This window comes from Corynebacterium curieae (assembly GCF_027570035.1).
Lineage (GTDB): Bacteria > Actinomycetota > Actinomycetes > Mycobacteriales > Mycobacteriaceae > Corynebacterium > Corynebacterium curieae.
In genome coordinates, this window is the sequence record NZ_JAKMUU010000004.1 from 155468 (window position 1) to 181492 (window position 26025).

The 26025-nt window shown below is 60.3% G+C and carries 24 protein-coding genes, 1 tRNA gene and 1 pseudogene; 18 read left to right on the top strand and 8 right to left on the bottom strand.

The window, feature by feature from the left end; translation table 11 throughout:
• Positions 1-433: 433 nt before the first annotated feature.
• The gene (locus tag L8V01_RS08300) at positions 434-673 is read right to left on the bottom strand and encodes a hypothetical protein (protein WP_269946612.1); all 240 of its coding nucleotides are present in this window, start codon (positions 671-673) and stop codon (positions 434-436) included.
• 136 nt (positions 674-809) lie between these two features.
• On the opposite strand from L8V01_RS08300, the gene L8V01_RS08305 reads away from it, so the two are divergent.
• The gene (locus L8V01_RS08305; protein WP_269946613.1) at positions 810-1025 is read left to right on the top strand and encodes a 3'-5' exonuclease; all 216 of its coding nucleotides are present in this window, start codon (positions 810-812) and stop codon (positions 1023-1025) included.
• On the opposite strand, the gene L8V01_RS08310 is transcribed toward L8V01_RS08305, so the two are convergent.
• The gene (locus tag L8V01_RS08310; protein ID WP_269946614.1) at positions 1016-2497 is read right to left on the bottom strand and encodes a multicopper oxidase family protein; all 1482 of its coding nucleotides are present in this window, start codon (positions 2495-2497) and stop codon (positions 1016-1018) included. The genes L8V01_RS08305 and L8V01_RS08310 overlap by 10 nt on opposite strands.
• A gap of 71 nt (positions 2498-2568) precedes the next feature.
• Entirely contained in the window at positions 2569-3144 is a 576-nt protein-coding gene (locus L8V01_RS08315) for a CueP family metal-binding protein (protein ID WP_269946615.1), read from the bottom strand.
• A 404-nt stretch (positions 3145-3548) separates the two neighbouring features.
• Here L8V01_RS08315 and L8V01_RS08320 point away from each other — a divergent pair, with 404 nt between their 5' ends.
• The 5 genes from L8V01_RS08320 to L8V01_RS08340 all read left to right on the top strand — a co-directional run bounded on the left by L8V01_RS08320 (position 3549) and on the right by L8V01_RS08340 (position 8952).
• The gene (locus tag L8V01_RS08320; RefSeq protein ID WP_269946616.1) at positions 3549-4271 is read left to right on the top strand and encodes a response regulator transcription factor; all 723 of its coding nucleotides are present in this window, start codon (positions 3549-3551) and stop codon (positions 4269-4271) included.
• Positions 4268-5395 (top strand): sensor histidine kinase, encoded by a 1128-nt coding sequence (locus L8V01_RS08325; RefSeq protein WP_269946617.1) that lies wholly within the window; start codon positions 4268-4270, stop codon positions 5393-5395. Before L8V01_RS08320 ends, L8V01_RS08325 begins: the two co-directional genes overlap by 4 nt.
• Positions 5396-5535: 140 nt before the next feature.
• The gene (locus tag L8V01_RS08330) at positions 5536-5862 is read left to right on the top strand and encodes a heavy-metal-associated domain-containing protein (RefSeq protein ID WP_269946618.1); all 327 of its coding nucleotides are present in this window, start codon (positions 5536-5538) and stop codon (positions 5860-5862) included.
• Between the two features lie 51 nt (positions 5863-5913).
• On the top strand, positions 5914-8148 hold the full coding sequence (locus L8V01_RS08335; protein WP_269946619.1) for a copper-translocating P-type ATPase: 2235 nt from the start codon (positions 5914-5916) through the stop codon (positions 8146-8148).
• 93 nt (positions 8149-8241) lie between these two features.
• Entirely contained in the window at positions 8242-8952 is a 711-nt protein-coding gene (locus L8V01_RS08340) for an IS6 family transposase (RefSeq protein WP_269946620.1), read from the top strand.
• Between the two features lie 822 nt (positions 8953-9774).
• On the opposite strand, the gene L8V01_RS08345 is transcribed toward L8V01_RS08340, so the two are convergent.
• Positions 9775-9862: transfer RNA gene (locus L8V01_RS08345), tRNA-Leu, on the bottom strand.
• A gap of 198 nt (positions 9863-10060) precedes the next feature.
• Between L8V01_RS08345 and L8V01_RS08350 the strand changes: the two genes are divergently transcribed.
• The 10 genes from L8V01_RS08350 to L8V01_RS08395 all read left to right on the top strand — a co-directional run bounded on the left by L8V01_RS08350 (position 10061) and on the right by L8V01_RS08395 (position 19901).
• Positions 10061-10894, top strand: coding sequence for a DUF3662 and FHA domain-containing protein (locus L8V01_RS08350; protein WP_269946621.1), 834 nt, complete (start codon positions 10061-10063; stop codon positions 10892-10894).
• 25 nt (positions 10895-10919) lie between these two features.
• Positions 10920-11372 (top strand): FHA domain-containing protein FhaB/FipA, encoded by a 453-nt coding sequence (locus tag L8V01_RS08355; protein WP_269946622.1) that lies wholly within the window; start codon positions 10920-10922, stop codon positions 11370-11372.
• Positions 11369-12733, top strand: coding sequence for a PP2C family protein-serine/threonine phosphatase (locus tag L8V01_RS08360; RefSeq protein WP_269946623.1), 1365 nt, complete (start codon positions 11369-11371; stop codon positions 12731-12733). Before L8V01_RS08355 ends, L8V01_RS08360 begins: the two co-directional genes overlap by 4 nt.
• Before the next feature lie 3 nt (positions 12734-12736).
• Positions 12737-14089, top strand: coding sequence for an FtsW/RodA/SpoVE family cell cycle protein (locus tag L8V01_RS08365; protein WP_269946624.1), 1353 nt, complete (start codon positions 12737-12739; stop codon positions 14087-14089).
• On the top strand, positions 14086-15516 hold the full coding sequence (locus tag L8V01_RS08370; protein WP_269946625.1) for a penicillin-binding transpeptidase domain-containing protein: 1431 nt from the start codon (positions 14086-14088) through the stop codon (positions 15514-15516). Before L8V01_RS08365 ends, L8V01_RS08370 begins: the two co-directional genes overlap by 4 nt.
• Positions 15516-16961, top strand: coding sequence for a serine/threonine-protein kinase (locus tag L8V01_RS08375; protein WP_269946626.1), 1446 nt, complete (start codon positions 15516-15518; stop codon positions 16959-16961). The genes L8V01_RS08370 and L8V01_RS08375 overlap by 1 nt, the downstream gene beginning before the upstream one ends.
• A 3-nt stretch (positions 16962-16964) precedes the next feature.
• On the top strand, positions 16965-18926 hold the full coding sequence (gene pknB, locus L8V01_RS08380; protein WP_269946627.1) for a Stk1 family PASTA domain-containing Ser/Thr kinase: 1962 nt from the start codon (positions 16965-16967) through the stop codon (positions 18924-18926).
• Positions 18927-18990: 64 nt separating this feature from the next.
• A complete protein-coding gene (crgA, locus tag L8V01_RS08385; RefSeq protein ID WP_269946628.1) occupies positions 18991-19260 on the top strand; it encodes a cell division protein CrgA in 270 nt (89 codons plus the stop codon).
• A 74-nt stretch (positions 19261-19334) separates the two neighbouring features.
• Positions 19335-19508, top strand: coding sequence for a hypothetical protein (locus tag L8V01_RS08390; protein WP_269946629.1), 174 nt, complete (start codon positions 19335-19337; stop codon positions 19506-19508).
• Between the two features lie 69 nt (positions 19509-19577).
• Positions 19578-19901 carry a hypothetical protein gene (locus tag L8V01_RS08395; protein ID WP_269946630.1) on the top strand — a complete coding sequence of 108 codons (324 nt, stop codon included), beginning with the start codon at positions 19578-19580 and terminating at the stop codon, positions 19899-19901.
• On the opposite strand, the pseudogene L8V01_RS08400 reads toward L8V01_RS08395, so the two are convergent.
• The 3 genes and pseudogenes from L8V01_RS08400 to L8V01_RS08410 all read right to left on the bottom strand — a co-directional run bounded on the left by L8V01_RS08400 (position 19870) and on the right by L8V01_RS08410 (position 22905).
• Positions 19870-21304 (bottom strand): annotated as a pseudogene (locus L8V01_RS08400) (phytoene desaturase family protein). The gene L8V01_RS08395 and the pseudogene L8V01_RS08400 overlap by 32 nt on opposite strands.
• 306 nt (positions 21305-21610) lie before the next feature.
• On the bottom strand, positions 21611-22264 hold the full coding sequence (locus L8V01_RS08405) for a rhomboid family intramembrane serine protease (RefSeq protein ID WP_269946631.1): 654 nt from the start codon (positions 22262-22264) through the stop codon (positions 21611-21613).
• A 110-nt stretch (positions 22265-22374) separates the two neighbouring features.
• Positions 22375-22905, bottom strand: coding sequence for a peptidylprolyl isomerase (locus L8V01_RS08410; RefSeq protein ID WP_269946632.1), 531 nt, complete (start codon positions 22903-22905; stop codon positions 22375-22377).
• Positions 22906-22974: 69 nt separating this feature from the next.
• Here L8V01_RS08410 and L8V01_RS08415 point away from each other — a divergent pair, with 69 nt between their 5' ends.
• Entirely contained in the window at positions 22975-23634 is a 660-nt protein-coding gene (locus L8V01_RS08415; RefSeq protein ID WP_269946633.1) for an HAD family hydrolase, read from the top strand.
• On the opposite strand, the gene L8V01_RS08420 is transcribed toward L8V01_RS08415, so the two are convergent.
• Positions 23594-25231: a dihydroxyacetone kinase family protein gene (locus L8V01_RS08420; RefSeq protein ID WP_269946634.1), complete on the bottom strand. Its 1638-nt coding sequence runs from the start codon at positions 25229-25231 to the stop codon at positions 23594-23596. The two genes, L8V01_RS08415 and L8V01_RS08420, sit on opposite strands and share 41 nt — an antisense overlap.
• A gap of 142 nt (positions 25232-25373) precedes the next feature.
• Here L8V01_RS08420 and L8V01_RS08425 point away from each other — a divergent pair, with 142 nt between their 5' ends.
• Positions 25374-26012: a DedA family protein gene (locus L8V01_RS08425; RefSeq protein ID WP_269946635.1), complete on the top strand. Its 639-nt coding sequence runs from the start codon at positions 25374-25376 to the stop codon at positions 26010-26012.
• The last annotated feature ends 13 nt before the right edge of the window (positions 26013-26025 follow it).

Genomic DNA, 26025 nt, shown 5'->3' on the forward strand with positions numbered 1-26025 from the left:
CCGGATAATTTTAATTATCCGGCATTAACGAAACAGTGCTGGTCAACACCTAGATTTTAGCGTGTATGTTTTACAGTAGGGTGCATCTATTGCGTGCTTTAATTTTGACCTCCCTGAAAACTACCCCCGGCCTCGCGCCAGAGATAGCTTTCATTCGCTCATTGCGAAAGCCACTGCGCTAACACCGCAGCCGCAAGACCAACCCTCACTCAGCAGAACAACCATGAAAGTCTTTAAGCTTCTCATCGAGCTATTGTGCGGCGAGAGATGCTCGCCGCCGCTTCCATCCACGTAAATCGGATCGCCTTAAGCTGGTCCCGTTCGGAGACTTATAACTAAAGGCGAGCCCAACGCGGCACCAGAGCTAGAAGCAGAGCACGAAGACGACCAGGACGCCGAACTCTAACAACGCTCAATAAAACAGGCTTAGTCCTTAGTTGGTGCTTTCCCAGAAATCATCAGGGATAGCTTTCCTATCCAGATCGTCTAAATACTCTATGGCTTCCGCCTCGCTCATGCCTTGACTCATAAGCTCATCAATCATGTACTGGGTGGCAGCATTTAATTCCTGCGGGGAAATATCCCGCAAGCTCGGTCCTCGCCGCTGACCCTCCCCAGTGGTCGTAGTACCGGGGTTTGGGGTGGAGTTCGGATAGTCCTGCGAAGTGCTCATAGCACTAAGGCAACCACACCCACGCCCGCTATGAAAGACCAACCACGCTCACCCTGTGGACAAACCCGCACGGGGCCAGTGTGGCTATCCACAAAAATCCACGTTGCTTGCAGTGTTCGATAGCGTTTAGGCGGGCATGTCGGTCTTTGCGGTCATTGATACCGAAACCACCGGCCTTAACAAGCGCTACGACCGCATCATTGAACTTGCTGCCGTGCGCGCTGACGCATACTTCAATCCCGTCGACTCCTGGCACACACTGCTCAACCCTGACACCAACGCCGTGTCCGCTACTCGGGGGGACACCCCCGCCCACCTCGGCACTCAACCCTGCTGTGGGGGTTACTCGTAGCGAAGCGAGCTGAGCATCCCGGTTGCCATGTGATAGGCGTTATGGCAGTGAAATGCCCACTCACCGGGGTTGTCAGCGATCAGGTCGGCGATCATGGTTTCACCGTGGCGGAGAAGGACGGTGTCCTTGCGTAGCCCGCCGCTGCCGGGCAGCGCCCACGTGTGGCCGTGGATGTGCATGGGATGGGGCATCATGGTCCTGTTGCGCATGACCATCCGCAGGCGCTGGCCCTCCTGCACGGTCGCGGAGGAGGATTGGCCGTCGGTGAGAATGCTCCATTCATACGGCATCATCTGCCCGCCCAGGTCGATGCTGACTTCTCGGTCTGGTGTGTCCTCGGGCAGGAGTGCACGGTCTGCTGGCTTCAGGGAGGACAGAAGCAGTCCGGTGGACGACAACTCGGGGAAGTCGACATCGGGGTGGGGGGCTTGGCCGCCGGCGGTGCGGATGACGGCGAAGGCGCGGTCGTCTTTACCCACCGCCAAAGCCGTGAGCGGGAAGATGCCGTCGTCGAGGATCACCTCGACGTCGACACGCTCGCCCATCGACAGGTAGATCGATTCGGTCTCCCGGGGCTGGACGGGGAAGCCGTCGGTGTGGGTGACGGTCATGCGGTGACCACCGAGGGCCACCTTGAAGATGGTGTCACCGCCGGAGTTGATAAACCGCAGGCGGGCCTTGTCGCCCGGGCGAGCCTCGAAGGTCCGGTGAGCACGGGGGATACGTCCGTTGATGAGGTAGTGCGGATACATCACATCGCCGGCATCCCCGCCCAGTACCCGGTCCGGGGTGCCGTGCATCATATGGCCGTGACCTCCCATCCCCTTCTTCCCGTTATGGTCGCCCGAACCCATTCCGGTGAGCTTGTCGAGCTCATCGTCGGGAGTGCCCTGAATGCCGTCGACCCAGTCGTCGAGCACGATGGTCCACTCGACGTCCTGGTCCTCAACGTCTTGCGGGTCACGGACGATCAGTGGGGCGTGGAGGCCGCGATCAAGCTGCAGGCCGGAGTGGGAATGGTAGAAGTAGGTGCCACCGTGGGGGACTTCAAAAACATAGGAGAAAGACTCGCCAGGTTCAATGGGCTCCTGGGTCATGCCGGGCACACCGTCGGCTGCGTTGTGGAGTGCGATGCCATGCCAGTGGATGGAGGTGCTCTCAGGCAGTTCATTGGTGATATCGACCTGGAGGACGTCGCCGGCGGTGGCCTCAGTGGCCGCATCCCCGGTGTCAGAGACGTATCCCCACGTCTTGGCTTCGATACCGCCGATATCCAGAGAGAGGGGCCGGGCGGTCAGTGTCCGGCGCACCGTCGGCTCACCGAGCGCAGTGGGGGTGGGAGTGGGGCGAAGGGAGGAACCTGGTGCCGAGGCAGCGGGTCCAGGGTCGCTGGTGCAGGCGGCCACGGCCCCGGTGCCGGCGAGGACGAGTCCGCCGAGCAGAAACTGTCGTCGGGAAAATCCGTTTATCATGATTTAACCTTCCTTGGTGTTAGATTTCAGTGATACGGGAGACAGACGCAGGTGAGGACCCTGCTGAGCCATCACGTCAGGTGCAGGTCTGTGACACAGGTGGCACCGTCGTCGGCGGTGGAAAACTCCGTGGTGCCGGTACGCCCCTGGTAGCTGACCTCAATCAGGCCGGTGGCATCATCGGGAAGCCAGAAGCCAATAAACCCGTTGTCGAAAGTGGTTGTCGCCTCGTCCACCAGCACCTCACCGGTCGCCTCATCGGTGATCGTGACCTGGATATCCTCATTGTCGAGTTCCCCCAGGCAGGTCGTGAGGCTGTGGTAGAAGCAGTCGTGGGTGGAGGTGAGATAGGGTGCGATCGAGACATACGTCTGATTGTCGGGAAGATCGACCACGACTTCCTGGTCATCGCTCGAGAGCAGCAGTTCATCGGTACGCACTGAGGCGATCAGATCCGTGGGACGCTCAGTGACCTTCTGCCGGTCGAGGTGATCAATGATCTCCACCGCGTCCATGGCGGCCAGGCCATGGGTAGTCAGGAATGTATCCTGAGACACCGTCCCGTCGGCGGTGGGTTCCGGGTCGGCGGCCGAACACCCTGTGAGGGCGAGGGCAAGGGCGGCGGCTGCGATCGCTGCTCGTTTCACGTCAATCTCCTTGGATCGTGGTAAGACCATGAGAAGACACCGCCTCAAGGTCGATGCCATACCTTTATTTAGCACGGGTGCCTGACGGACTAGAAATCAAAAACCCTGCTCACAGCCTTATAACAGGGCGAAAAGGGGGTGAATTCGGTGGGCTGGGTCACCACCGGGACACCACCCCACAGCCGTGGGCTATGGCCTTCTACCCGCCCCGGATATGCGGTGCAGGCAGTGAAATCCCTGGTGGTGCTTGCTGAACCGACCAGGGGAGGCGATGCCGCCGACCCGGGGTGGGGCACAGGGGTGACGGCGGTCGAAGGGTGATGTTTGAAGATTTAATGAAGATTTCCCCGCCGGGCACCGAGCGAGGGTGGTATTCCCCCCTGACCGGAGCGATACTGGGGTCTATGGCTGACCGCACACCGACCACCGCCACGCCCCCGGGGCGGGTGCTGGTCGTCGATGATGAACAACCCCTGGCTCAGATGGTGGCCTCCTACCTCATCCGGGCCGGCTTCGATACTCGCCAGGCGCACACCGGCACTCAGGCCGTGGACGAGACCCGTCGCTTTTCCCCCGATGTTGTGGTGCTGGATCTGGGGCTGCCCGAACTCGACGGTCTGGAGGTGTGCCGACGGATCCGCACCTTCTCGGACTGCTACATCCTCATGCTCACCGCGCGTGGCAGCGAGGACGACAAGATCAGCGGTTTGACCCTGGGGGCGGATGACTACATCACCAAACCTTTTAGCATCCGGGAACTGGTGACCCGGGTGCATGCGGTGCTGCGCCGCCCGCGCACCAGCACCACCCCACCGCAGGTGACCACCCCCTTGATCGTTGGTGACCTCATCCTTGACCCCGTCGCCCATCAGGTGCGGGTGGGGGAGACGACCGTGGAGCTCACCCGCACGGAGTTCGAGCTGCTGGTTGCCCTGGCCCTGCGCCCCGGCCAGGTGCTGACCCGCCACGACCTGGTCACCGAGGTCTGGGACACCACCTGGGTCGGTGATGAACGCATCGTCGATGTCCACATCGGCAACTTGCGTCGCAAGCTCGGCACCAACACCCAGGGCCGGGGGTTTATCGACACCGTGCGTGGCGTGGGCTACCGGGTGGGGCAGCCATGAATCACGGACCCGGCCTGACCTTCCGCTTCCTGGCCGCCCAGGTGTTGGTCGTGGTGATTAGCCTGCTGGTGGCCGCGGCCGTGGCCACGATGGTGGGCCCGACCCTGTTCCATGATCATATGTTGATGACCGGCCGGGAGGACCCCTCGCTGGAGCTGTTCCATGCCGAGCAGGCCTACCGGGGCGCTAACCTGATCACCCTGGTCGTCGCCCTGCCCACCGCCTTGATCTGCGCCCTGCTGGCCAGCCTGTGGTTATCGCGTCGTCTGCGCACCCCCCTGCAGGATCTCACCCGCGCCGCTACCGGCCTGACGGCCGGCAACTCCCGTATCCGCGTGCCCGCCGGAAAAGCAGGCCCCGAGGTCACCACCCTGGCGCATGCCTTCAACACCATGGCCGACCGGCTGGAACACACCGAACAGGTCCGCCGCCAGATGCTCTCTGATCTGGCCCACGAAATGGGCACCCCCTTATCGGTGCTCACGGTCTACCTCGATGGTCTCCAGGACGGGGTCGTGGACTGGAATAATGCCACCCACACGATCATGGCTGACCAACTCACCCGCCTGACCCGGTTGATGGAAGACATTGACGATGTTTCCCGGGCCCAGGAACGCCGGATCGATTTGGACCTGGCGGAGGAAGGGCTCGGGGATCTGCTCCATACCGCCGCTGCTGCCGCGGGGGAAGCTTATGCTGACAAAGGCGTCGATTTACAGGTCGAGACCACTACAGACACCGCCCGGGTGCTCGTGGACCGGCAACGCTTCGGCCAGGTGATGAGCAATCTCCTGTCGAACGCGCTACGGCACACCCCGGCCGGCGGGCAGGTCCGGATCAGCGTCCACCGACAGGGGGCGTCCACCGCGCTCATCCACATTGCCGATGACGGCGAGGGCATCCCACCTGACCAGCTCGGACACATATTCGAACGCTTCTACCGGGGGGATGCCGCCCGCAGCCAGGACGCCGCCGGGGCCGGTATCGGTCTGACCATTTCCAAGGCATTGATCGAGGCTCACGGCGGCACTCTCACCGCCACCTCCCCGGGACCTGGTCGCGGAGCGGTGTTTGCCCTCCGCCTCCCGCTGTCCCCTCCCGACAGTGAGGAGGCTGCTCGGTGACCACAGCCTGCCCCGCGTGAGGGCCGTGCCCTCCACCCCTTGAAAATATACCCCCAGGGGGTATGCTGAAATTATACCCCCTGGGGGTATACGCTAGAGAGCGGCATCGCCGCACCCCACCGATCCGAAGGAGCTTTCCCATGATCACCTCCCCGCGCCGCCTCTTGCCGATGGCCTCCCACGGCTGCAGCTGTTGCGGACCTGCCTCACGTGCCGACACCGCCTCCATCCCTGCCGCCAGCGACTCGTCAGCAGGAGCGTCCTCCCCTAGCTACCAGGTCACCGGCCTGACCTGCGGGCACTGCGCGAAAAGCGTGACCCAGGCCCTTCAGGCCCTCCCCCAGGTCGACGACCTCCAGATTGATCTCGCTGCTGGTGGTGTTTCCACCGTCACGGTCACCGGTGTCGTACCTCCGGAGATGGTTCGCCGGGCCATCGAGGAGGCTGGCTACACCGTCTTATCCTGATTAGTTTTACCCATCATCTCGACCCCGACCGGGTTGAGCGAAAGGAACGTCATGAGCACTCCCCACCATTCGGGTGATCACCATGGTGATCACCCCGCTCCGGAAACAGACCACACCCACCACCCGGATCATGCCAGCCACGAACACCACGCAGATGCCGACAACCACGGCCAGGCGATGCCCCACGATCACCCGCACTCCGCCCTGGACGAAGACCACCACGTTCATGGCCACGGCGAACACGCCGGACACAGCACCGCAATGTTTCGGGACCGCTTTTGGTGGTCGCTGATTCTGTCCATTCCCGTCGCTATTTTCAGCCCCATGGTCGCCCACCTGCTCGGCTACCACCTCCCGGCATTCCCCGGATCCACCTGGATCCCCCCGGTGCTGGGCACGATCATCTTCGTCTACGGCGGCACGCCTTTCCTCAAGGGCGGATGGAAAGAACTGAAATCCCGCCAACCCGGGATGATGCTCCTGATCGCCATGGCCATCACCGTGGCGTTTGTCGCCTCCTGGGTCACCACTCTGGGGCTGGGCGGTTTTGACCTGGACTTCTGGTGGGAGCTGGCCCTGCTGGTGACCATCATGCTGCTGGGCCACTGGCTGGAGATGCGCGCTCTCGGGGCCGCGTCCTCCGCGCTTGACGCGTTGGCTGCCCTGCTGCCGGATGAGGTCGAGAAAGTCATCGACGGGACCACCCGCACCGTGGCTATCTCGGAGCTGGTCGTCGACGACGTCGTGCTGGCGAGGGCCGGTGCCCGGGTGCCGGCCGACGGAACCATCGTCGACGGAGCCGCCGAATTCGATGAGGCGATGATCACCGGCGAATCCCGTCCCGTCTTCCGCGACACCGGTGACAAGGTGGTCGCCGGTACTGTGGCCACCGACAACACCGTCCGCATCCGGGTGGAGGCTACCGGCGGGGACACCGCCCTGGCCGGGATCCAACGCATGGTTGCCGACGCCCAGGAGTCCTCCTCCCGGGCCCAGGCCCTAGCGGATCGGGCGGCGGCGTTGTTGTTCTGGTTCGCGCTGATCTCCGCTCTGATCACCGCGGTGGTGTGGACCATCATCGGCAGCCCGGACGATGTCGTGGTGCGCACGGTCACGGTGCTGGTCATCGCCTGTCCGCACGCCCTGGGCCTGGCGATTCCGCTGGTCATTGCGATCTCCAGCGAGCGGGCCGCGAAATCCGGGGTGCTCATCAAGGACCGGATGGCGCTCGAGCGGATGCGCACCATCGACGTGGTGCTCTTCGACAAAACCGGCACCCTGACCGAGGGTGCGCACGCGGTCACCGGTGTCGCGGCAGCTGTCGGCGTCACCGAGGGCGAGCTGCTGGCCCTGGCCGCCGCCGCGGAGGCCGACAGCGAGCACCCCGTGGCCCGCGCCATCGTGGCGGCCGCGGCCGCCCATCCCGAGGCCTCCCGTCGGCAAATCCGTGCAACTGGTTTCAACGCCGCCTCCGGCCGAGGGGTCCGGGCCACTGTCGATGGCGCTGAGATCCTCGTGGGCGGGCCGAACATGCTGCGCGAGTTCAACCTCACGACCCCGGCCGAGCTCACCGACACCACCAGCGCCTGGACCGGGCGTGGGGCCGGTGTGCTCCATATTGTCCGCGACGGTCAGATCATCGGTGCAGTGGCCGTCGACGACAAGATCCGCCCCGAATCCCGCGCCGCCGTGAAAGCCCTGCAGGACCGCGGGGTAAAGGTCGCGATGATCACCGGCGACGCCCAGCAGGTCGCCCACGCCGTCGGTCAGGACATAGGCATTGATGAGGTCTTCGCCGAGGTCCTGCCCCAGGACAAAGACACCAAGGTCACGCAGCTGCAGGACCGGGGTTTGAGCGTGGCCATGGTCGGTGACGGTGTCAATGACGCCCCCGCTCTGACCCGCGCGGAAGTCGGTATCGCCATCGGTGCCGGCACGGATGTGGCCATGGAATCTGCCGGGGTGGTCCTAGCCAGTGATGACCCGCGGGCAGTGCTGTCGATGATTGAGCTGTCCCAGGCCAGCTACCGCAAGATGATCCAGAACCTGATCTGGGCCTCTGGCTACAACATTCTCGCCGTGCCGCTGGCCGCCGGAGTGCTCGCCTCGATCGGGTTCGTACTGTCCCCGGCCGTGGGCGCGATCTTGATGTCTGCCTCGACCATCGTGGTGGCCCTGAACGCCCAGCTGTTGCGCCGCATTGATCTGGATCCGGCTCACCTGGCTCCGACCGAGTCGAAGGAGGAACACACCACGCCTACTCCGGCATCCACCGCCGTCCACTGATCCACCACTTCTCTCCACTGCCCCCATATGACCCTGGAAGGTGCTGTTGCAAAGTTGGGGCAGTAGGAAGGGCGACGTGAAATAGTCACAGCAATGGGTATCTTCTCCGGTTGTCATTTCCCCCGTGGCATCATTCTGTGGGCAGTGCGGTGGTACTGCCGCTACGGGGTGAGCTACCGCGATCTGGAGGAAATGATGACCGAGCGGGGCGTGCCGGTCGATCACACCACGATCTACCGCTGGGTCCAGAAATACGCTCCTGAGCTGGACAAGCAAACACGGTGGTACCGACAGGTACCTTACTGGCAGGCCAGTTCCTGGCGGGTGGATGAGACCTATATCCGGGTCGGCGGCAGGTGGTGCTACCTCTATCGGGCGATCACCGCCGGTGGCCGGACCCTGGACTTTTACCTCTCTCCGAAGCGGAACGTGGCCGCAGCGAAGCGTTTCCTGGCCAAGGCCCTCAGATCCAATGCGTCAGCCGGGTATCCCAGAGTGATCAACACCGATAAAGCACCCTCCCTAGCCAGGGCAATCGCCGAGTTGAAGTCAGTGGGAATCTGCCCGGCAACAGTGGAACACCGGCAGGTGAAATACCTCAACAACGTCCTGGAAGGCGACCATGGTCGGCTGAAGCGGATCCTCGGGCCAAAAGGCGCGTTTAAGAACCGGACATCCGCATATCGGACGTTGAAAGGGATGGAGGCGATGCACTCATTGCGGAAAGGGCAAGGCGCGATGTTTGCCTACGGGCAACCGAACCCGGACGCGGTGATCGTCAACCGGGTCTTCGAGACGGCCTAACAACGCCCACACGCAGCGGCCATCAGGGAATGAGAAACTGAGTCTTCGCTGCTCTCCGCCCAACTTTGCAACAGCACCTTGTCTATGACTTCCTTAGAGAAGGGGGACTCACAACACGAGATGCTACCTGCCTGTTAGCACACGCTGGCAGAGTTTAAGCCAATATGATGAAAGCCACAGGGCAAGGAAGCCGCCCCTTCTCAGCACAAAGAAAATGAGCCGCGTGCCGCTAGCAGTCTCCGGTTCTCAGCTAAAGCCACTAGACCCTCACCACTAATCCAAGAGCTATTGTTGCACTAAAAAGAGTCCCCCAGGCGGTCACCACCGCACCTAGGGACTCTCACCGCAATTCTCCACGCTGCTTACGGAGTATATCTTGTGCTTTGCGCAGCGCAGTCTCGTTCGATTTCGCCAACTTGGAGGAAGCCTTCAGTGCGTCAAAGAACTCTTCTGATTCAGCCCATCGCGCCAATTCTTCATACGAAAATTCGGACGCTTCGTCTTTTCTATTTATAGTCACTTCACCTGTGCTTTCGTCGACACATACACAATGTGTTCAAACATGCTACTTGGGTTAAGGGTTAAAAGAACCGAGTTTAGTAGGAAAATACTCTGTTGAGGGTTGAGGGACAGACCCTTTTGACCCTTAACCCTCTGTTGACACCATCGAAATAAAAATTCGAAAGGCGAGAGCGGGAGCTAGGATGTAAATCCCCACACTTACAATCCTCAACCGCTAAAGTTCAGAAAAAGAAAGAAACCGGAGGTCACGAACCCTTTCGAGTTTGTTACCTCCGGTGTCGCAGTTTGTTCAACTGCTCATGGTGCCCGGGGCGGGACTTGAACCCGCACGTTCTTATCGAACACTGGCACCTGAAGCCAGCGCGTCTGCCAATTCCGCCACCCGGGCAGGGTGTGGTGTCTTAGCGACCTGATAAAGATACCACGAAAAGCGCATTAAACTACAAATCTGCAGGAAAAGCGGATTATTTCGGGGAGGGGGTGGCGAAATTTCTGGGAACTTTCGCGCCACCATCTACGTTTCGAGGGGGTGAACAAACTATACTGATCGCTACTGATCGCTGCATGGTGGAAAGGAGAATGGCTCGTGGCGTTTTTAGAAAAGCTGGCGAAGCTTGACTCCGCCATGCAACGCGGCCTTGATAATGGCATGGCTCTTGTCTTCGGCGGCAAGGTCGTTCCAGCAGAGATTGATGAGCTTTTAAAGCAGGAAGCTCAGGACAATCTCGCACGCGGGGACGATGACAACCTTTATAGTCCGAATGTGATGACGGTAGGTGTCTCCTCCAAGGATTTGGAGAACTTGTCGCAGGATCGCAATCTGCCAGCCGATTGTGCAGACCAGTTGACGCGGTTTATTCGCAATAGCGGATGGTCCCTCGCGGGCCCCGTGATCGTGCGGGTGGCAGAAGAATCTGGTTTGCGCACGGGTCAACTTCGCGTGTCCTCGTTTATTGACCACGAGCCCACGGAAGAGACCGGTTTTGAGGCTATTTTCCACGACTTTAATGGTCAGGAGGACCAGATGACCGAGCAGCACGACAATACTGCCGATGATGCAGTAACTACCGCTTTCATTGCTCCAGATAGTCGACCCGCCCCGCAACCGCAGGGCCCCGCAGTCAACTTGATGCTGCAAGACGGCTCCTCGCGCGTCTATCACGTGCAAGAAGGCTCCAATATTATCGGCCGCAGCAATGACGCGGACCTGCGCCTACCGGATACGGGCGTATCCCGCCAGCACGCGGAGATTACTTGGAACGGCCAAGATGCGGTGCTGGTGGATTTGCAGTCCACTAATGGCACCACTGTGAATGAAACGCCGATTGACAATTGGCTGCTGGCCGATGGCGACGTGATCACCATGGGCCATTCCCACATCGAGGTCCGGATCACTGGCCTTGATTCGCACAGCTACTAAGTTCAGTTAAGGAAGGGAGGTCGCCATGGATGCAGTCATCATGCTGGCGCTTCGCATCGGCTTGTTGGCTCTGCTCTGGATTTTTATCCTGGTGGCCTTGAACGCCATGCGCCGCGATACCAATAAGTCCGCCGGTGCGATCCGCACCCAATCGAAGAAGGGCGGGGCACAGCGGCGTCGGGAAGCAATTAAGCAGCTGTCCATCGTAGAAGGCCCCCTGCAGGGCTCCCATATGGAATTGGGCACGCTGGAGGATTGCACGCTTGGCCGCGCCTCCGATTGTGACTTTGTCACGGGTGACGATTATTCTTCCGGCCACCATGCTCGGCTATTCCGCCGCGGTAGCGAATGGGTCGTGGAGGATTTGGAATCTCGTAATGGCACCTTTGTCAATGGTGTGCGCATCGACCAACCCGAGGTAGTCGGCGCGGACTCCGAGATTAAGCTAGGCCGCACCACCGTGAGGTTGAACGCATGACACTAAAGCTGAACTTTTTTGCCAAGTCCGATCGCGGTCTCATTCGGGATAATAATGAGGACTCTGGCTACGCTGGGCCGCACCTGCTGATCTTGGCCGATGGCATGGGTGGCCACGCTGCGGGCGAAGTTGCTTCCGAACTGATGGTTAACCACCTAGAAATCTTGGACCAAGATCCGGGCCAAGAGGACACTAAGGCGCTGCTAGAGGCGGCCGCCGAGCAGGCAAATGAGGCCATTAGTGATCACGTCAAGGCTCATCCAGAGACCGAAGGCATGGGCACCACGCTGTCCACCATGCTCTTTAATGGCACGGATTTCGGCGTCTGCCACGTGGGCGATTCCCGCGGCTACCTGCTGCGCGACGGCAAACTCAAGCAGATCACCAAGGATGACACCTACGTACAATCCTTGGTGGATAAGGGCGAACTGGACCCAGGCGATGTCTCGTCCCACCCGCAAAAGTCCCTCATCCTGAAGGCCTATACGGGCCGCCCAGTTGAGGCGACGCTGTTTACTCTCGATGCCAAGCCGGGCGACCGTATCTTGCTGTGCTCCGATGGACTTTCGGATCCGGTAACCGCATCCACCATTGAGACCGCACTCGGACAAGGCAGTATTGAGCAAGCCGGGGCCACCTTGGTGGACCTAGCCATCCGCTCCGGAGGCCCGGATAACGTCACTGTGGTTATCGGTGAAGTAACCGAAGAGAAACCGAAGGAACACGAACCATTCCGCGTGGGTGCGCTCGCAGGACCTACGGAAGAGCCAACCCATCCGGATTCCTCGGCCTCGCGGGCGGCACAGCTCTCCCGCAAACCCCAGGTAATCCCCCCAGCTGTTATGGCGGACGGGGAAGACGAGCGCACTGAGGCGAGCGATGACGACGCGGAGGATGAAACTTCCGGCCGAAAGATCGGCTGGAAGGTACTCATTGCCTTGCTCATCGTGCTGGCCCTAGTCATCGGTGCCGGCGTGTGGGCGAAGAACTTCTTGTCCAATAATTACTACGTTGCCACCAACGAGGCACAGGAAATCACCATCCAACAAGGTGCTGATTACTCCGTCTTTGGCAAGGAACTTCACTCCACGCACCAAAACGTGTGCATCAATGACAGCAATACGCTGCTCTTTTCCGGCGAGCCATGCAAGGGAGACTTCGCACCGCTGAAGGTCACGGACCTGCCAGAATCTGAACGCAGCGCCGTCGACCATCTCTCCACTGGTGATCTAGGCGAGGTGCAGCAGCAGATCAATGATTTGGGCGATAAGGCGCTCAAGCCATGTATCACTGCGCCGAGTCAAAAAGATAAGAAGGATGCCAAGAAAAACAAGCCTGGCGTCACCTGCCGGGAGGTGTAGGTTGTGAAAAAGTTTTTTAGCCGAGGAACCGAACTCGGCCTGCTCATCCTAGCCGCCATCGTCTTCGCTATTACCCTGGTCAGCCTGGAACTATCCCAAGACAACGCGCTGACCATGGATCTGGTTTACCTTATTGGCGGATTCATTGGCGTCTTCACCGTCGCCCACTTGGTGATGTGCTTCTTAGCGCCTTATGCCGATCAAATCATGCTGCCCATTGTGGCGATCCTTAACGGCATCGGGCTCATCATGCTGGCCCGCCTGGATCTGGTCAATGAAGGCGGGCTCGCCGTGCGCCAGGTCATGTGGACCATCGTCGGGCTCGTGTTGTTTATACTGGTCCTCGCCATTTTGAAGGACCACAGGTCACTGACGCGCTACTCCTATATCTTGGGGGCCGCCGGCCTCATCCTGCTGGCTCTGCCGCTGGTATGGCCGCAGCCCCCAGACGTGGAGGCACGCATCTGGCTAAATCTGGGACCCTTCTCTATTCAGCCGGGCGAGTTCTCCAAGATCTTGCTGATCTTATTCTTCGCCATGCTGCTGACGCAGAAGCGCTCCCTTTTTACCGTGGCGGGCTACCGCGTGCTGGGTATTTCTTTGCCGCGCCTGCGTGACCTCGCGCCCATCCTGATCGTCTGGGCCATCGCGATCGTCATCATGGGTATCTCCAATGACTTCGGCCCAGCATTGCTGCTGTTTAGCACCGTGCTCGGCATGCTCTACATGGCCACCGGCCGCGTGAGCTGGCTGCTCATCGGCGTGGTCCTCGTCGGCGTCGGCGGGTTTGGCATTTACCAAGTCTCCGCGAAGATCCAGCAGCGCTTTTCTAACTTTTTGGATCCGCTGGGTAACTATGACGTCACAGGTTTCCAGCTCTCCCAATCGCTATTCGGCTTGTCTTCCGGCGGCATCTCTGGCAGCGGCTTGGGCGAGGGGCATCCAGAACTAGTTCCGGTGGCCCACTCGGACTACATCCTTGCTGCAATCGGTGAGGAGTTCGGCCTCATTGGCCTCGCTGGCGTGCTGGTGCTTTTCGGTATGCTGGTTACCCGCGGCTTTGGCACTGCGCTGCGCACCCGCGATACCTATGGCAAGCTGGTGGCTTCTGGTCTTTCTCTTACCTTGGCAGTTCAGGTCTTCGTGGTCACCGGCGGCATCTCTGCCCTGCTGCCGATGACCGGTTTGACCACGCCGTTCATGTCTGCCGGTGGTTCCTCTCTCATGGCTAACTATGTGTTGTTGGCGATCTTGCTGCGGATCTCTAACGCGGCTCGCCGCCCCATGCAGGAGACCTCGAGCAATGCGCCGAGCGATACCTCCATGTTCCCGTCGGTCCAGGAGGCTCACCGATGAATAGATCCATCCGTCTAGTGTCCTTATTTGCCGTCATTTTGACCGCTATTTTGCTGGTCAATTTGACGGTAATCCAGGCTTTTTCTGAAGATAAGTACGCCCATAATCCACGGAATATGCGCGGCTTCATGGAAATGCAGACCACTCCGCGCGGCCAGATCTTTGCGGGCAATACCGTGTTGGCGCAGTCGACGCAGAACCCGGATGAGACCTACTCGCGCTCCTATCCCATTGATTCACCAGCCTTTGGCAACTTGACCGGCTACTTGTCTAGCCAATTTGGCGCCTCGGAACTGGAGTCCTCCCAAAATGACATCCTCAATGGCACTGATGATTCTTTAATGAAGCAAAACTGGCTGGATGCTCTGGCCGATAAGCCGAAGCAGGGCGCAAATGTGGAGGTGACCATCGATCCTGCGCTCCAGCAGGCTGCCTATGATCAGCTAGTGGGCCCGGGTTACGAGGGCTCTGCGGTTGCCATTCAGCCTTCCACTGGCAAGATCTTGGCCATGGCCTCCAACCCGGGCTATAACCCCAATGATCTGATGGGCGATTCTGCCGAGGATCATTGGGCCAACCTGCAAGAACAGGAGGACCAGCCACTGGTCAACCACGCCGGTGCCGAGACCCTGCCACCTGGTTCCATCTTCAAGATCATCACCACTGCGGCAGGCCTAAACAATGGTTTTGATCCCTCTTCCACGCTGACCGGTTCCAATGTCATTACTTTGCCGGATACGGTTACGGAGCTGACCAACTACGCCAATCAAAAGTGCAATGGCCAGGATTCGGTGACGCTCCAGACCGCGTTTGCGTTGTCCTGCAATACCGCGTTTGTGGAAATGTCGGAGCAGATCGGCGCGGATGAGCTGCGCAAGTACGCCAAGGCCTTTGGTGTGGGTGAGAACTACGACCTTGGCGTGTCCACCTCCGGCGGCACCTTGGGTGATTTGCCGGACGGTGCGGCCACAGCGCAGTCTGCCATCGGCCAACGCGATGTCACCATGACCGCGCTACAGGCGGCCGTCATGGCAGGCACGGTAGCCAATAAGGGTACCCGCATGCAGCCTTACCTGGTCAATCGCATTACCGACGCCCAGATGAAAGACGTCCGCACCACCAAACCCAAGAAGGCAGACCAGGCGGTTAATGAGGAGACCGCGGCTACGCTTACTGATTTGATGTATGCCTCTGAGCGTTCGTCCTGGGGCTATGACGGTAACGGCTTTGCCTCGAAGACCGGCACCGCCGAGCACGGCGAGGGGCTGGCCCCGCACGTGTGGTACGTTGCCTTCGATCCGGAACGCGATATTGCCGTGGGCGTCGTGGTGAAAAATGGTGGTAACTTGGGTGAGTCCGCTACGGGCGGCAAGGTTTCCGGCCCGATTGGCCGCGCCATTCTGCGCGCATACCAGGGGGAGCAGTAATGAATAGCGCTGAGAATAAAGAACATCTCCAAGAACTTATTGGCAGCGACTACGAGCTGCAGTGGATCATCGGCCACGGCGGAATGTCCACCGTGTGGCTGGCCGATGACACCCACAACGATCGCGAGGTAGCGCTCAAAGTCCTGCGCCCGGAGTTTTCCGATAATCACGAATTCCTCTCCCGCTTCCGCAACGAGGCGAAATCGGCCGAATCCATTCAGTCAGAAAACGTGGTAGCCACCTATGACTACCGCGAATTAGAGGATAACGGCCGCAAATTCTGCTTCATGGCTTTAGAGTACGTGCGCGGCGAATCTTTGGCGGATCTGTTGGCACGTGAAAATACGCTGCAGGAGGAGCTGGCGCTCGATGTCCTCGAGCAGGCTGCGCATGGCCTTTCCATCATTCACCGGATGGATTTAGTTCACCGCGATATCAAGCCCGGTAACCTGCTTATTACGCAAAATGGCCAGGTCAAAATCACGGATTTTGGCATCGCCAAGGCTGCCGCCGCCGTGCCGCTTACCCGCACCGGCATGGTAGTAGGCACCGCACAGTATGTATCCCCCGAGCAAGCACAAGGCAAGGATGTCACGCCGGCTTCCGACGTCTATTCGCTCGGCGTCGTCGGCTATGAAATGCTGGCCGGCAAGCGTCCCTTTACCGGAGATTCCTCCGTGTCCATCGCCCTGGCACACATCAACCAGGAGCCAGAGCCGCTTTCGACAAATATCAGCGCTCCAGCCCGCGAGCTCATTCGCATCGCATTGCGCAAGGACCCTTCCACCCGCTACGCCGATGGCAATGAGTTCACTCTGGCTATTTCCGCGGTCCGGCTAGGCAAGCGCCCTCCGCAACCCAAGTCTGCACCGCTAGCACAGCGCGCGCCGGAGCCATCGCCGTCTGCCTCGACGGAGATGTTGGGCAATGTCGCCCAACCCACCACCATCCATCCGGCCGTGGGAACCGCTCCCACAAAGGAGTCCAAGGGCGGCTCCTCTTTCCTGAAGGGTTTAGGCATCACCCTGCTCCTCGCAGCCTTGGCCGGTGGTGGCTATGCCGCCTACCAGCACTTTGGCGATAGCGAGGGACAAAGCGAGCCCTCCAGCACTCCTGAAGCCTCGGTCGTTACGGAATACCGCGACCCCACCACCACGCACCAGGATGCCCCGGAAGAAGATACGGAAGAGGCACCGGCACCAGTGACGGTGACGGAAACGGAGCCACAAGAAACCGAACGGGAAGAGGCGCCGCGTACGACGCACCGCGAGACGCCCACGCGTCATTCTCCCACGCACCAAAAGCAGCCTCCAGCCGCGCCGACGCAACAGAACCCGCAGGATACGCACGTTGAAACTACACCCGAGGTAGATACTCCAGTAAACTCACAGCCTAATGAGCTCCCCGGAGACTTGGCCGATCTAATTACGCAGGAGGGTGACTAAGCGATGGTCAATGACCGCTATCGGAGAGGCGAGATCATCGGCGCCGGCGGCATGTCTGAGGTTTATGCCGCCGAAGACACCGTCCTGGGCCGTCAGGTTGCGGTAAAGATGCTGCGCCCCGAAATGGCGCGCGACGTCAATTTCCGCGAGCGCTTTTACCGCGAGGCCCAGAACTCTGGCAAGCTGAATCACCCCAATATCGTGGCGGTTTATGACACCGGAGAGACTGAGCTGGACGGCATGACCATCCCGTATATCGTCATGGAGCGGGTCAACGGCCGCACCTTGCGCGATATCATCCGCGAGGATGGAGCGCTTTCTGCCCAAGAGGCAGCGGATATCCTCAAGCCTGTGGCAGATGCGCTGCAGGCTTCGCACGAAGCCGGGATTATTCACCGCGATATCAAGCCTGCGAATATCATGCTCACCAACACCGGCCAAGTGAAGGTGATGGACTTTGGCATTGCCCGTGCACTGGATGACTCCACCTCGGCGATGACGCAAACCTCCGCCGTTATCGGCACCGCCCAGTACCTTTCTCCAGAGCAGGCTCGCGGTAAGAATGCGGATGCCCGTTCGGATGTCTATGCACTGGGCTGCGTACTCTATGAAGCACTCACGGGCCACACGCCATTTGAAGGTGAAACCCCGTTTGCGGTGGCCTATCAGCACGTACAGGAAGAGCCGACGCCGCCGTCAGAACTCATTGCAGATCCTTCACTGACCCCCACCCAGCGAGTCAATATCGATGCGGTGGTGCTTACCGCCATGGCCAAGCACCCAGCGGATCGTTATCAGTCCGCTTGGGAAATGGCCGGTGATTTGGAGCGCCTGCGCAATGGACAGGTCACCGCAGCTGCGCGCATGCACGTCAACGAGGACGACATCGAACAGCCTACGGAGATGGTGGGGGCCGCTGCGCCCGCCGCAGCAGCGCATCGCGCACCCATTCAGTCCACTCGCCCCACCGAAGATGAGGATGATGATCAGGGCGGCGGCTGGATGAAATGGTTGGCAGCGTTCTTGGCCGCCCTTCTGGTAGCTATCGTGGGCTATTTCGCCTGGGACTTCTTCTCCGATGATAAGGAGGCTCCTGAAAAGCCGCGTCAGACCCAATCCGCTCAGCACGACAAAATCACCGTGCCAGAGGTGGAAAACCGCCCGCGCAATGAGGTGGTTAAGGAACTGGAAGACATGGGTCTACAGGTGACCGTCAACGAGGAAGCCAACCCGGATATCAAGCGCAATAATGCTATCCGCATTAATCCGGCCCCTGGTTCCGAGCTGCAAAAGAATGCCTCTGTGACCTTGACTGTTTCCTCCGGCAAGGAGATTACGGACGTCCCAGATATCACCGGCATGACCTTGGACGAAGCCTCCCAGGCCCTCGAAGAGGCAGGCTTGGCGCTTAACTCCGATGTCTCGGAAGAAAACGATGAAGCACCAGCCGGCCAAATCATCAAGCAGGACCCAGCGGGTGGTACGCAACTGTCCAAGGGATCCAAGGTACGGGTGACGGTTTCTAAGGGCGTCGAAAAGAAGCGCGTTCCCGATGTTTCCGGCATGGACGTCGATGATGCCCAAAGCCGCCTAGAGTCGAATGACTTTGATGTAGACGTGCGCGAGGTGGATTCCTTGGAGCCAAAGGGCACGGTGCTCAGCGTTTCCAATGAGGGCGCAGAGCTGGAAAAGGGCAAGCCGGTCACCGTTGAGGTTTCCAATGGCATGCTCTTTAAGGCCCCTGACCTGGTACGCAAGAATCAAGGCCAAGCTGAGGCTGCGCTGCGGGAGGCTGGCTGGACCGGCCAGTTCGTCGTGGGCGAGCCTGCCCCTACCGGCGCGTTGGTGGATGCCAATAAGATTGGTTGGGCTTCCGTGAACCCGGGCGATACCATGCGCAAGGATCAAAATATTGATATCCGCCTGTGGGACTTCGACCCCGCTGCACTTCTGCCGCAGCCATAACTGCTGGTATCCTAAGGCCTCAGTAAGAACTTAGATAAGAACTTAAATCTAGAAAAGGTATCTTATGCCGAAGTCAAAGATTTCCCAGAGCTCCTCCGTCCCTACCTCGAGCTCTACTACCAACCGCACGCCCGTCAAGATCAATTCTGAGGGAACCCCGAAGTGGTACGTCGCCATCATGCTGGGCCTGATGGTTATCGGCCTGCTGTGGCTCGTGGTCAATTACCTCGCTGGCGAGGACATCCCGTTCATGGCGGAACTCGGCGCTTGGAATTACGGCATCGGCTTCGGCCTAGCCATCATTGGCCTGCTGATGACCATGGGTTGGCGCTAAGCTAAACGCCCCAGCCTATTCCCTCGCTCCCTACTTCCGGTAGGCGGCGAGGGTTTTTCATATCTAGGAGCCTTATGCCTCGCCACATTCTTGCTGCTGGACTCATCATTTCGGTGGCCTACGCGGCCGTGCACATCGCCTTTGGCGATACCACCCTACTCACCGGCGCCGCTCCCCTCCGCCTTTCGGTGCGTAACTACCTTGGTAACGTCTTAGGCTCAGGCATGGTGTGGGGAATCTTTAGTTAGCTAGCGGGCAAAGCGTTTCCGGGTCGGTGGCTCACAGCACTCCTGGCCGGTACAGGGATCATCGTTATCATGCTGGTCGTGCACTACGCCCTGCTCATGGTCTTCGGTGTGTATAACTGGCGCGAAGCATTTGAGTATAACGCCCAGTGGTTTTTCTTGGCACTCGTCTCTGGACCGGTATTGGGCCTAGCCGGTGCCGCCTCGGCACGGTTCCGCTGGTTCGATTTATTCGCCGCCCTTGGCTTCTTCCTCGAACCCGTCATAACCGGGCAGGTCCCCGGTAGCTCCTACCTGCCCCGCACCACGACCATCCCTGGGTACTTCGCCGCCGCGACTCTCTGGCTCATCGGCGCGGGCTTTTTCATCTGGCAGCGCCGCCATCCCACACGCTAAACGCTTCCTCAGCGGCCCACCATCCCGGCATACCGTGCACACCAGCGCCGGGAGCGGCGGAGCTTGAGGCCATGAAAACTCCCGGCGCGAGACGATGCGGATGATTTGAACCGTGGTCGCAGGAGGGTTTGCAGCCCGGTCATGGCACCGCCAGCAATATCGCCACCCACCAGGTTAGGATTCCATCGCTCCAGATCGGCCGGGCTCGTAGCACGGGTGGCCAAAATAGTATCGCGAAAACCGGGAGCAAAGCGCTCGATCTGCGCGGTAATCAACTCGGTTACCTCGCCCGGATAGCGCTCCGCATAGCCGCGCGGGACGTGCGCATACGTCCACAGAGTAAGCCCCCGGGAAGGATCGGCCACGTATTGCTGGCACGCCAATAGCAATGGCCGCTCAGGCATGCACCGCTTGCCGACGTCCCCCTCGGCCCGACATATCTCCTCCAGCGTGCCTCCCACGTGCACGGTGCCGGCCTGACCCACGCGGGGATCGGTCCATGGCACGGGTTCGCTGAGGTGGAAGTCCACCCTAAAAACGGCGCTGCCATAGCGCCAGCGCGCTAGGCTGCGTCGGGTGCCGCCCCGCAGTTCCAGCCCGCCCAGGCTCAGAATCTGGCGCGGGGTCAGATTCAAAATGATCGCATCGGCTTGAGGCAGCTCGCGCAGGTCGGTGACTTCGCATCCGGTGTGGAGGCGGGCATGGTGGGAACGGAGGAGGGCCAAGAGGGCGTCGATAAGAGCACCCGTGCCGCCCTCCACCACGGGCCAGCCGCGGGTCATGCCCAGCCCGCCAAAGAGCAGGCCGAAAGCGGAGGTAAAAAGCGTGGTGGGCGAGGTAATCGCGTGCACCGCGCTGCCTGCAAAGAGCGCGCGGGCCTGAGGCGTGCAGAAGGCCACCCGCGCGAGGCTACTGGCAGGCAGGACTCCGGCCGCGCCGAATTGTGCCAAGCGCACAGGGCGATGGGGCCAGCGCACCAGCGGGGTAAGTGCGTTATCCACATGCTCATCGATGTGGCGGACAATGTGCCCATGTAGCCGCGTCCATGCCCGGGCATCGGCTCCCAACTCCGCCGCCGTGTCCGCCAAGCAGCCGTGCAGGATCCCGGCCAGGGCACCTTCTAGCGGATGGGCCATGGGATAAGGAGCATTGCGCCACCGCAAACCGTAGGCCTCTAAGTCGAGGGCGCGAAAGGCTGGGCTCGCTACGCCAAAGGGATGGCCAGCCGCTCCGAGATCCACAATCATGCCCGGAAAAATCTCCGTAGACGAAGCCGCTGCACCGCCGGCCCGGCTGGCGCGTTCGTAGATATCCACTCTCCAACCGGCTTTGGCCAAGCGCGCCGCGGCCGTGAGCCCGTTCGGGCCTGCACCGACGATCACAGCGCGGGGTTGATAATCCACAATGCTCCTTATGCAGGTCAGTACCCAAATTTATCAGGCTTGTTAACACAGTGGGTAAAAAGTTATCCACAGGCTGTGGAGAATGCCTGTGAAATGTGAATTTCACACAATTATTAACAACCTGTGGATAACTGTTTTCACGGACTTCCACAGGCTGATTTTCGCACTTTCGCACGGGCTAGACCAGCGTGATCAGGGAAAACTCCGGAAAAGCGTTCGGTAAATTACAAAAATGTAGTTATCCACAATGTGGATAAACATTGTGGAATTCTTTCGCACACGCTTTCCGGTGATCAAATTTCACAGTTATCCCCAAAGCCCAGCTTGTTGGGCTAGCAATGCGAGGATTACCGCGGCCGCCGCAGCAACGCCGCCCCAGCGAAGCGCAGGGCTCTTCCGATAGAGGAATAGGCTCAGCACGATTCCTGTGCACAACCCGCCCAGATGACCCCATAGGGATACGCCATCGGCGAGGAAGGTATAGGCCACGTTCGCCAGAACGAGGGCGATGGGCGCGCGGAGATCGAGCCCGCGCTGCCGGTAAGCGCCCACAAGCATCGCCATGAGCGCGAAGAGTACGCCGGATGCGCCAACGGTAGGAGTATTAAAATCGAATTTCAGGATCATAGCGGACGCGCCGAGGCAAGAGACGAGGTAGGCGGCGAGGTACAACCCAGTACCGAGCGCACGCTCCACTTCCCTACCTATGAGCAAGAGCATGATCATGTTTACTGCCAGATGGCCCGCGTCGAGGTGCATGAATTCGGAAGACAGCGCCGTCTGCGGTGCTAAGGAATACTCTGGGCCCCATAGACCCCAGTCCGCCGCGAGCGCGGAGTCATAGAAGGTAGCTCCCAATGTCCGCGCTTGCACCGCGGTAATGAGCCAAGCAATTGTGCACACGATGGCTATGAGTGCGGTAGCCGGGGTATCGCGGACATAGTTTCTCACCATGGTCATGAGTTTGTCAGTCCTTCAGACAGGTTCTAGCGAGTGTATAGCTCAGGGCAAAACTGCAACGAGCCCGCCGCCGCACGGAAATGCGGTGGCGGGCCCGAGGGAAAAGGAGATTACGCGATATCGATGGACTCGATAACAACGTCCTCGTGCGGACGGTCCATGCGGTCGGTATCAACCTTGGCGATCTTGGACACAACCTCCTGGGAGGCGGCATCAGTAACCTCACCAAAGATGGTGTGGTGGTTATTCAGGTGCGGGGTCGGCGCCACGGTGATGAAGAACTGGGAACCATTGGTGCCTGGGCCGGCATTAGCCATAGCCAGCAGGAATGGGCGGTCGAACTGCAGCTCCGGGTGAAACTCATCCTGGAACTGGTAGCCCGGGCCACCGCGGCCGGTGCCGGTGGGGTCGCCGCCTTGGATCATGAAGTTATCGATGATGCGGTGGAAGAGGGCGCCGTCATAGAACGGACCGGACTGCTCGCCCTTTGCGTTCTGGGTAGAGTAGTCCTTCTCGCCCTTTGCTAGGCCGATGAAGTTTTCAACGGTTACCGGTGCGTGGTTACCGAAGAGATCGATAACAATGTCACCGTAGTTGGTATGCATCGTTGCAGTTGCGGTCTTCTGAGTCATGCCAGCCATTGTAAAGAATTTAACGCGCGCCTGCCGTGCATGACATAACGCTGTCAGCGATCGCGCTAGCCTGAAGGCATGATTCGCGCGCTGCTTTTTGATCTGGATGACACATTGCTTGACCACACCGGCGCGGCCCGAGACGCGGTCGACCAGTGGTGCCGCGAGCTGGGCCTGCCCGAGGGCCAACATGCACGCTTTGCGGCCATTGAGCGCAAGTGGTTCAACGCCTACGAGCGCGGCGAGGTCACCCACCAAGGCCAGCGGGCGGCGCGCTGCCGCGAATTCCTCGGCCGACAGATGAGCGATGCCGAGGCGCTGGCCGCCTACGACGGCTATCTTTCCGCCTACCGGCAGCAATGGCGCGCTTTTGCCGACGCCCTGCCCACCCTCACTTGGGCCCTCGAGGCCAGCTTTCAGGTGGGTGTGCTCACCAATGGAGAGCGAGAAATGCAGCAGGCTAAGCTGCAGGCCACGGGCCTTGCGCTTGCCGACGTCCACCTCATCCCCACCGTCGACCTCGGCTGTCCCAAACCGCAGCGGGAGGCCTACCTTGCCGCGTGCGATCAACTTGGCACGGGCCCCGCGGACACGCTCATGGTGGGCGATTCCCTCACCAACGATGTGCAGGGCGCGCGCAAGGCGGGACTGCACGCGCTCCACCTCGACCGTGCGGGTGATGGCGATCTGAGTTCGCTTAGCGCGCTGAAAGAGGTTCTCCCCCAAATAGCCAGCTGACCACGATGGCCCCCGGATCTATTACACCCTTGCTGCGATCTCCCAGGTAGGAGGCGCGGCCCTTCTTCGCGGCGAGGTTCTCAGTATCGAGAGCGCCGGCATGGGCGGCTGTGAAAAGCGCCTGCAAAGTTTCCGCGTCCGGATCCTTCGCTTCCAGTTCGCGGGCCTTTTCTGCGGCCGGGATAAGGGCATCAAGCATGGTGCGATCCCCGCGCTGAGCACCGCCCAGCTCGTGGATTAGGTTGGCAGCAGCATTAAGCCCGTCCGTCAGCGTCTCCGCGCGGGCCAATTCATTAAAGAGCGTGCCGAAGACGGCTCCGGAGGTACCGCCGGCGAGGACGAGCAGGCGCTTGGCCAGCCCGGTGAGGATCTCCGTATCCGTGCCGCGCAGGGGAAGCTCGATGCCACCGAAGGCTGCCTCCATGTTCTGGCCAAAGTCGCCATCGCCGACCTTGCGGTCCAGCTCGGTGAGCGCCGCGAAGGAGGCTTGGAGGCGCTCCACGAAGGCGGTAAGCCATTGATTCTTCTCGCCCTCGGTAGGCAGCTCATCCTGAAAAGTGATGGTGGCCGGCTCCACCGCCTTCACGCCACCCAGGGTGTGGGGCCAAGCGGGGGCGGACGTAGGGGCGTCAATAAGGTCGAGCAACTCCGGATCCACCTTGAGCAGTGTAAAGGAAGCACCGTGCATATTCACCGCGGTGACATAGGAGCCCACCATCGACCGGGCTACGGTGACGCCGCGCTGGGCCAGCTGCGCGGAGGCCTCGCCAAAGAGCAAGCTCAGCTCCAGCGGTGTCGTGCCACCTAGGCCGTTGACCAAGCACACCACCTCATCGTCTTGGCCCAAGTCGAGGGCGGGCACGATCTTTTCCAGGACCTGGTTCACAATGGCACTCGCGCCATCCACCTGCTCGGTGTGCGTGCCCGGTTCGCCGTGAATGCCCACGCCCACCTCCATCTGGCCGGCTTCCAGATCGAAGGTCTCGCGGCCGGTAGTCGGCATAAAACCGGCGCCCAGTGCCACGGACATGCTGCGGGAATTCTCCGCGGCGCGCCTACCCAGCTCGGCAACCGTATCCACGTCATCGCCGCGGTAGGCGGCAGCTCCTGCGATCTTTTCCACCAGAATGGTCGCGCCGGTGCCGCGGCGGCCGGGGCCGTCTTCGTTGCCATCGGTGGCAAGATCATCGGCCACCAGCACCGTGCGGGTGTCTACCGCCTCGGCGGCGTTGCGGGCGACAGTGAAGTTCATGACGTCACCGGTGTAGTTCTTCACCACGTGGACTACTCCCCTGCCCTGGTCGGCCCACTGGGTAGCCTCGCTGACCTGGACCGCGTTCGGGGAGGTAAAGAGCAATCCCGGGCAGGCTGCGGCGAGCATGCCCTGGCCGACGAACCCCGCGTGCATCGGTTCATGGCCAGAACCGCCACCGGAAATCACCGCCACTGCTGGATCACCGTCCGCAGTGCGCAGCGGCGTAGTGCGGCCGATGAAGCCTACGCCGTGCCAGCGGGCATCGGGGTGGTTGGCAATGAGCCCGGCGAGGGCATCGGAGAGGAAAGTATCTTGGCTGTTACGGAATGCGGAGTGGTTCATACTCCCAGGCTAGTGATGTTTCTAACCCAGAAGCTAGAAGGAGAAAAGAAACATACCGGTTCCATTCGGACACCCAGCCGATTCGCAGCTACTTTGCAGTTTGCGGAGGATACTAAAAGAACTACTACGAAAGGATCCGCACATGGATTTCTTGTCCTCCCTCCACAACCTCATGGACGCAGGCTCGCTGCTCCAAAGCTTTGGACCCTATATTCTGCTCGGCGTAGCCGTAGTTATCTTCATCGAGTCCGGCGTGCTTTTCCCGTTCCTGCCGGGTGATTCGCTGCTCGTTACCGCCGCAATCCTGCGCCACGAACTAGACATCAACGCATGGCTGCTCTTTGTCGTGGCCGCGGTGGCCGCCTTTGCAGGCGACCAAGTGGGCTTCTACTTGGGCCGGCGCTTTGGCCGCAAGCTTTTCAAAGACGACGTCCGCGTCCTGCGCACCGAACACCTCGATAGCGCGGAAGACTTCTTCCAGCGCCACGGCCCAGTGGCCCTTGTATTGGGACGCTTCGTGCCGATTGTGCGCACCTTCGTTCCCTTCGCCGCTGGCACCGCGGAGATGGGTTACTCCTCGTTCCTGCGTTGGAATATCCTTGGCGGCATTGGCTGGGTAGGTTCTATGCTGCTCGTCGGCGTGCTGCTGGGCGGTATCCCGGGCATCGCCCACTCCATCGACATCATCATGCTCATCATCGTGGCAATTTCCGTGCTGCCGATGATCATCAGCTGGCTCAACAAGCACCGCAAGGCAAAACGCGAAATCCCGGCCAAGTAAGGATTTATTGTCC

What these genes read in the sequence shown, in the direction of transcription:
- L8V01_RS08425 (WP_269946635.1), top strand. Translation starts at nt 25,374, where the DNA reads ATGGATTTCTTGTCCTCCCTCCACAACCTCATGGACGCAGGCTCGCTG.
- L8V01_RS08300 (WP_269946612.1), bottom strand. Translation starts at nt 673, where the DNA reads ATGAGCACTTCGCAGGACTATCCGAACTCCACCCCAAACCCCGGTACT.
- L8V01_RS08360 (WP_269946623.1), top strand. Translation starts at nt 11,369, where the DNA reads ATGACACTAAAGCTGAACTTTTTTGCCAAGTCCGATCGCGGTCTCATT.
- L8V01_RS08375 (WP_269946626.1), top strand. Translation starts at nt 15,516, where the DNA reads ATGAATAGCGCTGAGAATAAAGAACATCTCCAAGAACTTATTGGCAGC.
- L8V01_RS08355 (WP_269946622.1), top strand. Translation starts at nt 10,920, where the DNA reads ATGGATGCAGTCATCATGCTGGCGCTTCGCATCGGCTTGTTGGCTCTG.
- L8V01_RS08330 (WP_269946618.1), top strand. Translation starts at nt 5,536, where the DNA reads ATGATCACCTCCCCGCGCCGCCTCTTGCCGATGGCCTCCCACGGCTGC.
- L8V01_RS08415 (WP_269946633.1), top strand. Translation starts at nt 22,975, where the DNA reads ATGATTCGCGCGCTGCTTTTTGATCTGGATGACACATTGCTTGACCAC.
- L8V01_RS08405 (WP_269946631.1), bottom strand. Translation starts at nt 22,264, where the DNA reads ATGACCATGGTGAGAAACTATGTCCGCGATACCCCGGCTACCGCACTC.
- L8V01_RS08320 (WP_269946616.1), top strand. Translation starts at nt 3,549, where the DNA reads ATGGCTGACCGCACACCGACCACCGCCACGCCCCCGGGGCGGGTGCTG.
- L8V01_RS08410 (WP_269946632.1), bottom strand. Translation starts at nt 22,905, where the DNA reads ATGGCTGGCATGACTCAGAAGACCGCAACTGCAACGATGCATACCAAC.
- L8V01_RS08395 (WP_269946630.1), top strand. Translation starts at nt 19,578, where the DNA reads ATGCTGGTCGTGCACTACGCCCTGCTCATGGTCTTCGGTGTGTATAAC.
- L8V01_RS08335 (WP_269946619.1), top strand. Translation starts at nt 5,914, where the DNA reads ATGAGCACTCCCCACCATTCGGGTGATCACCATGGTGATCACCCCGCT.
- L8V01_RS08305 (WP_269946613.1), top strand. Translation starts at nt 810, where the DNA reads ATGTCGGTCTTTGCGGTCATTGATACCGAAACCACCGGCCTTAACAAG.
- pknB (WP_269946627.1), top strand. Translation starts at nt 16,965, where the DNA reads ATGGTCAATGACCGCTATCGGAGAGGCGAGATCATCGGCGCCGGCGGC.
- L8V01_RS08370 (WP_269946625.1), top strand. Translation starts at nt 14,086, where the DNA reads ATGAATAGATCCATCCGTCTAGTGTCCTTATTTGCCGTCATTTTGACC.
- L8V01_RS08325 (WP_269946617.1), top strand. Translation starts at nt 4,268, where the DNA reads ATGAATCACGGACCCGGCCTGACCTTCCGCTTCCTGGCCGCCCAGGTG.
- L8V01_RS08340 (WP_269946620.1), top strand. Translation starts at nt 8,242, where the DNA reads ATGGGTATCTTCTCCGGTTGTCATTTCCCCCGTGGCATCATTCTGTGG.
- L8V01_RS08420 (WP_269946634.1), bottom strand. Translation starts at nt 25,231, where the DNA reads ATGAACCACTCCGCATTCCGTAACAGCCAAGATACTTTCCTCTCCGAT.
- L8V01_RS08390 (WP_269946629.1), top strand. Translation starts at nt 19,335, where the DNA reads ATGCCTCGCCACATTCTTGCTGCTGGACTCATCATTTCGGTGGCCTAC.
- crgA (WP_269946628.1), top strand. Translation starts at nt 18,991, where the DNA reads ATGCCGAAGTCAAAGATTTCCCAGAGCTCCTCCGTCCCTACCTCGAGC.
- L8V01_RS08310 (WP_269946614.1), bottom strand. Translation starts at nt 2,497, where the DNA reads ATGATAAACGGATTTTCCCGACGACAGTTTCTGCTCGGCGGACTCGTC.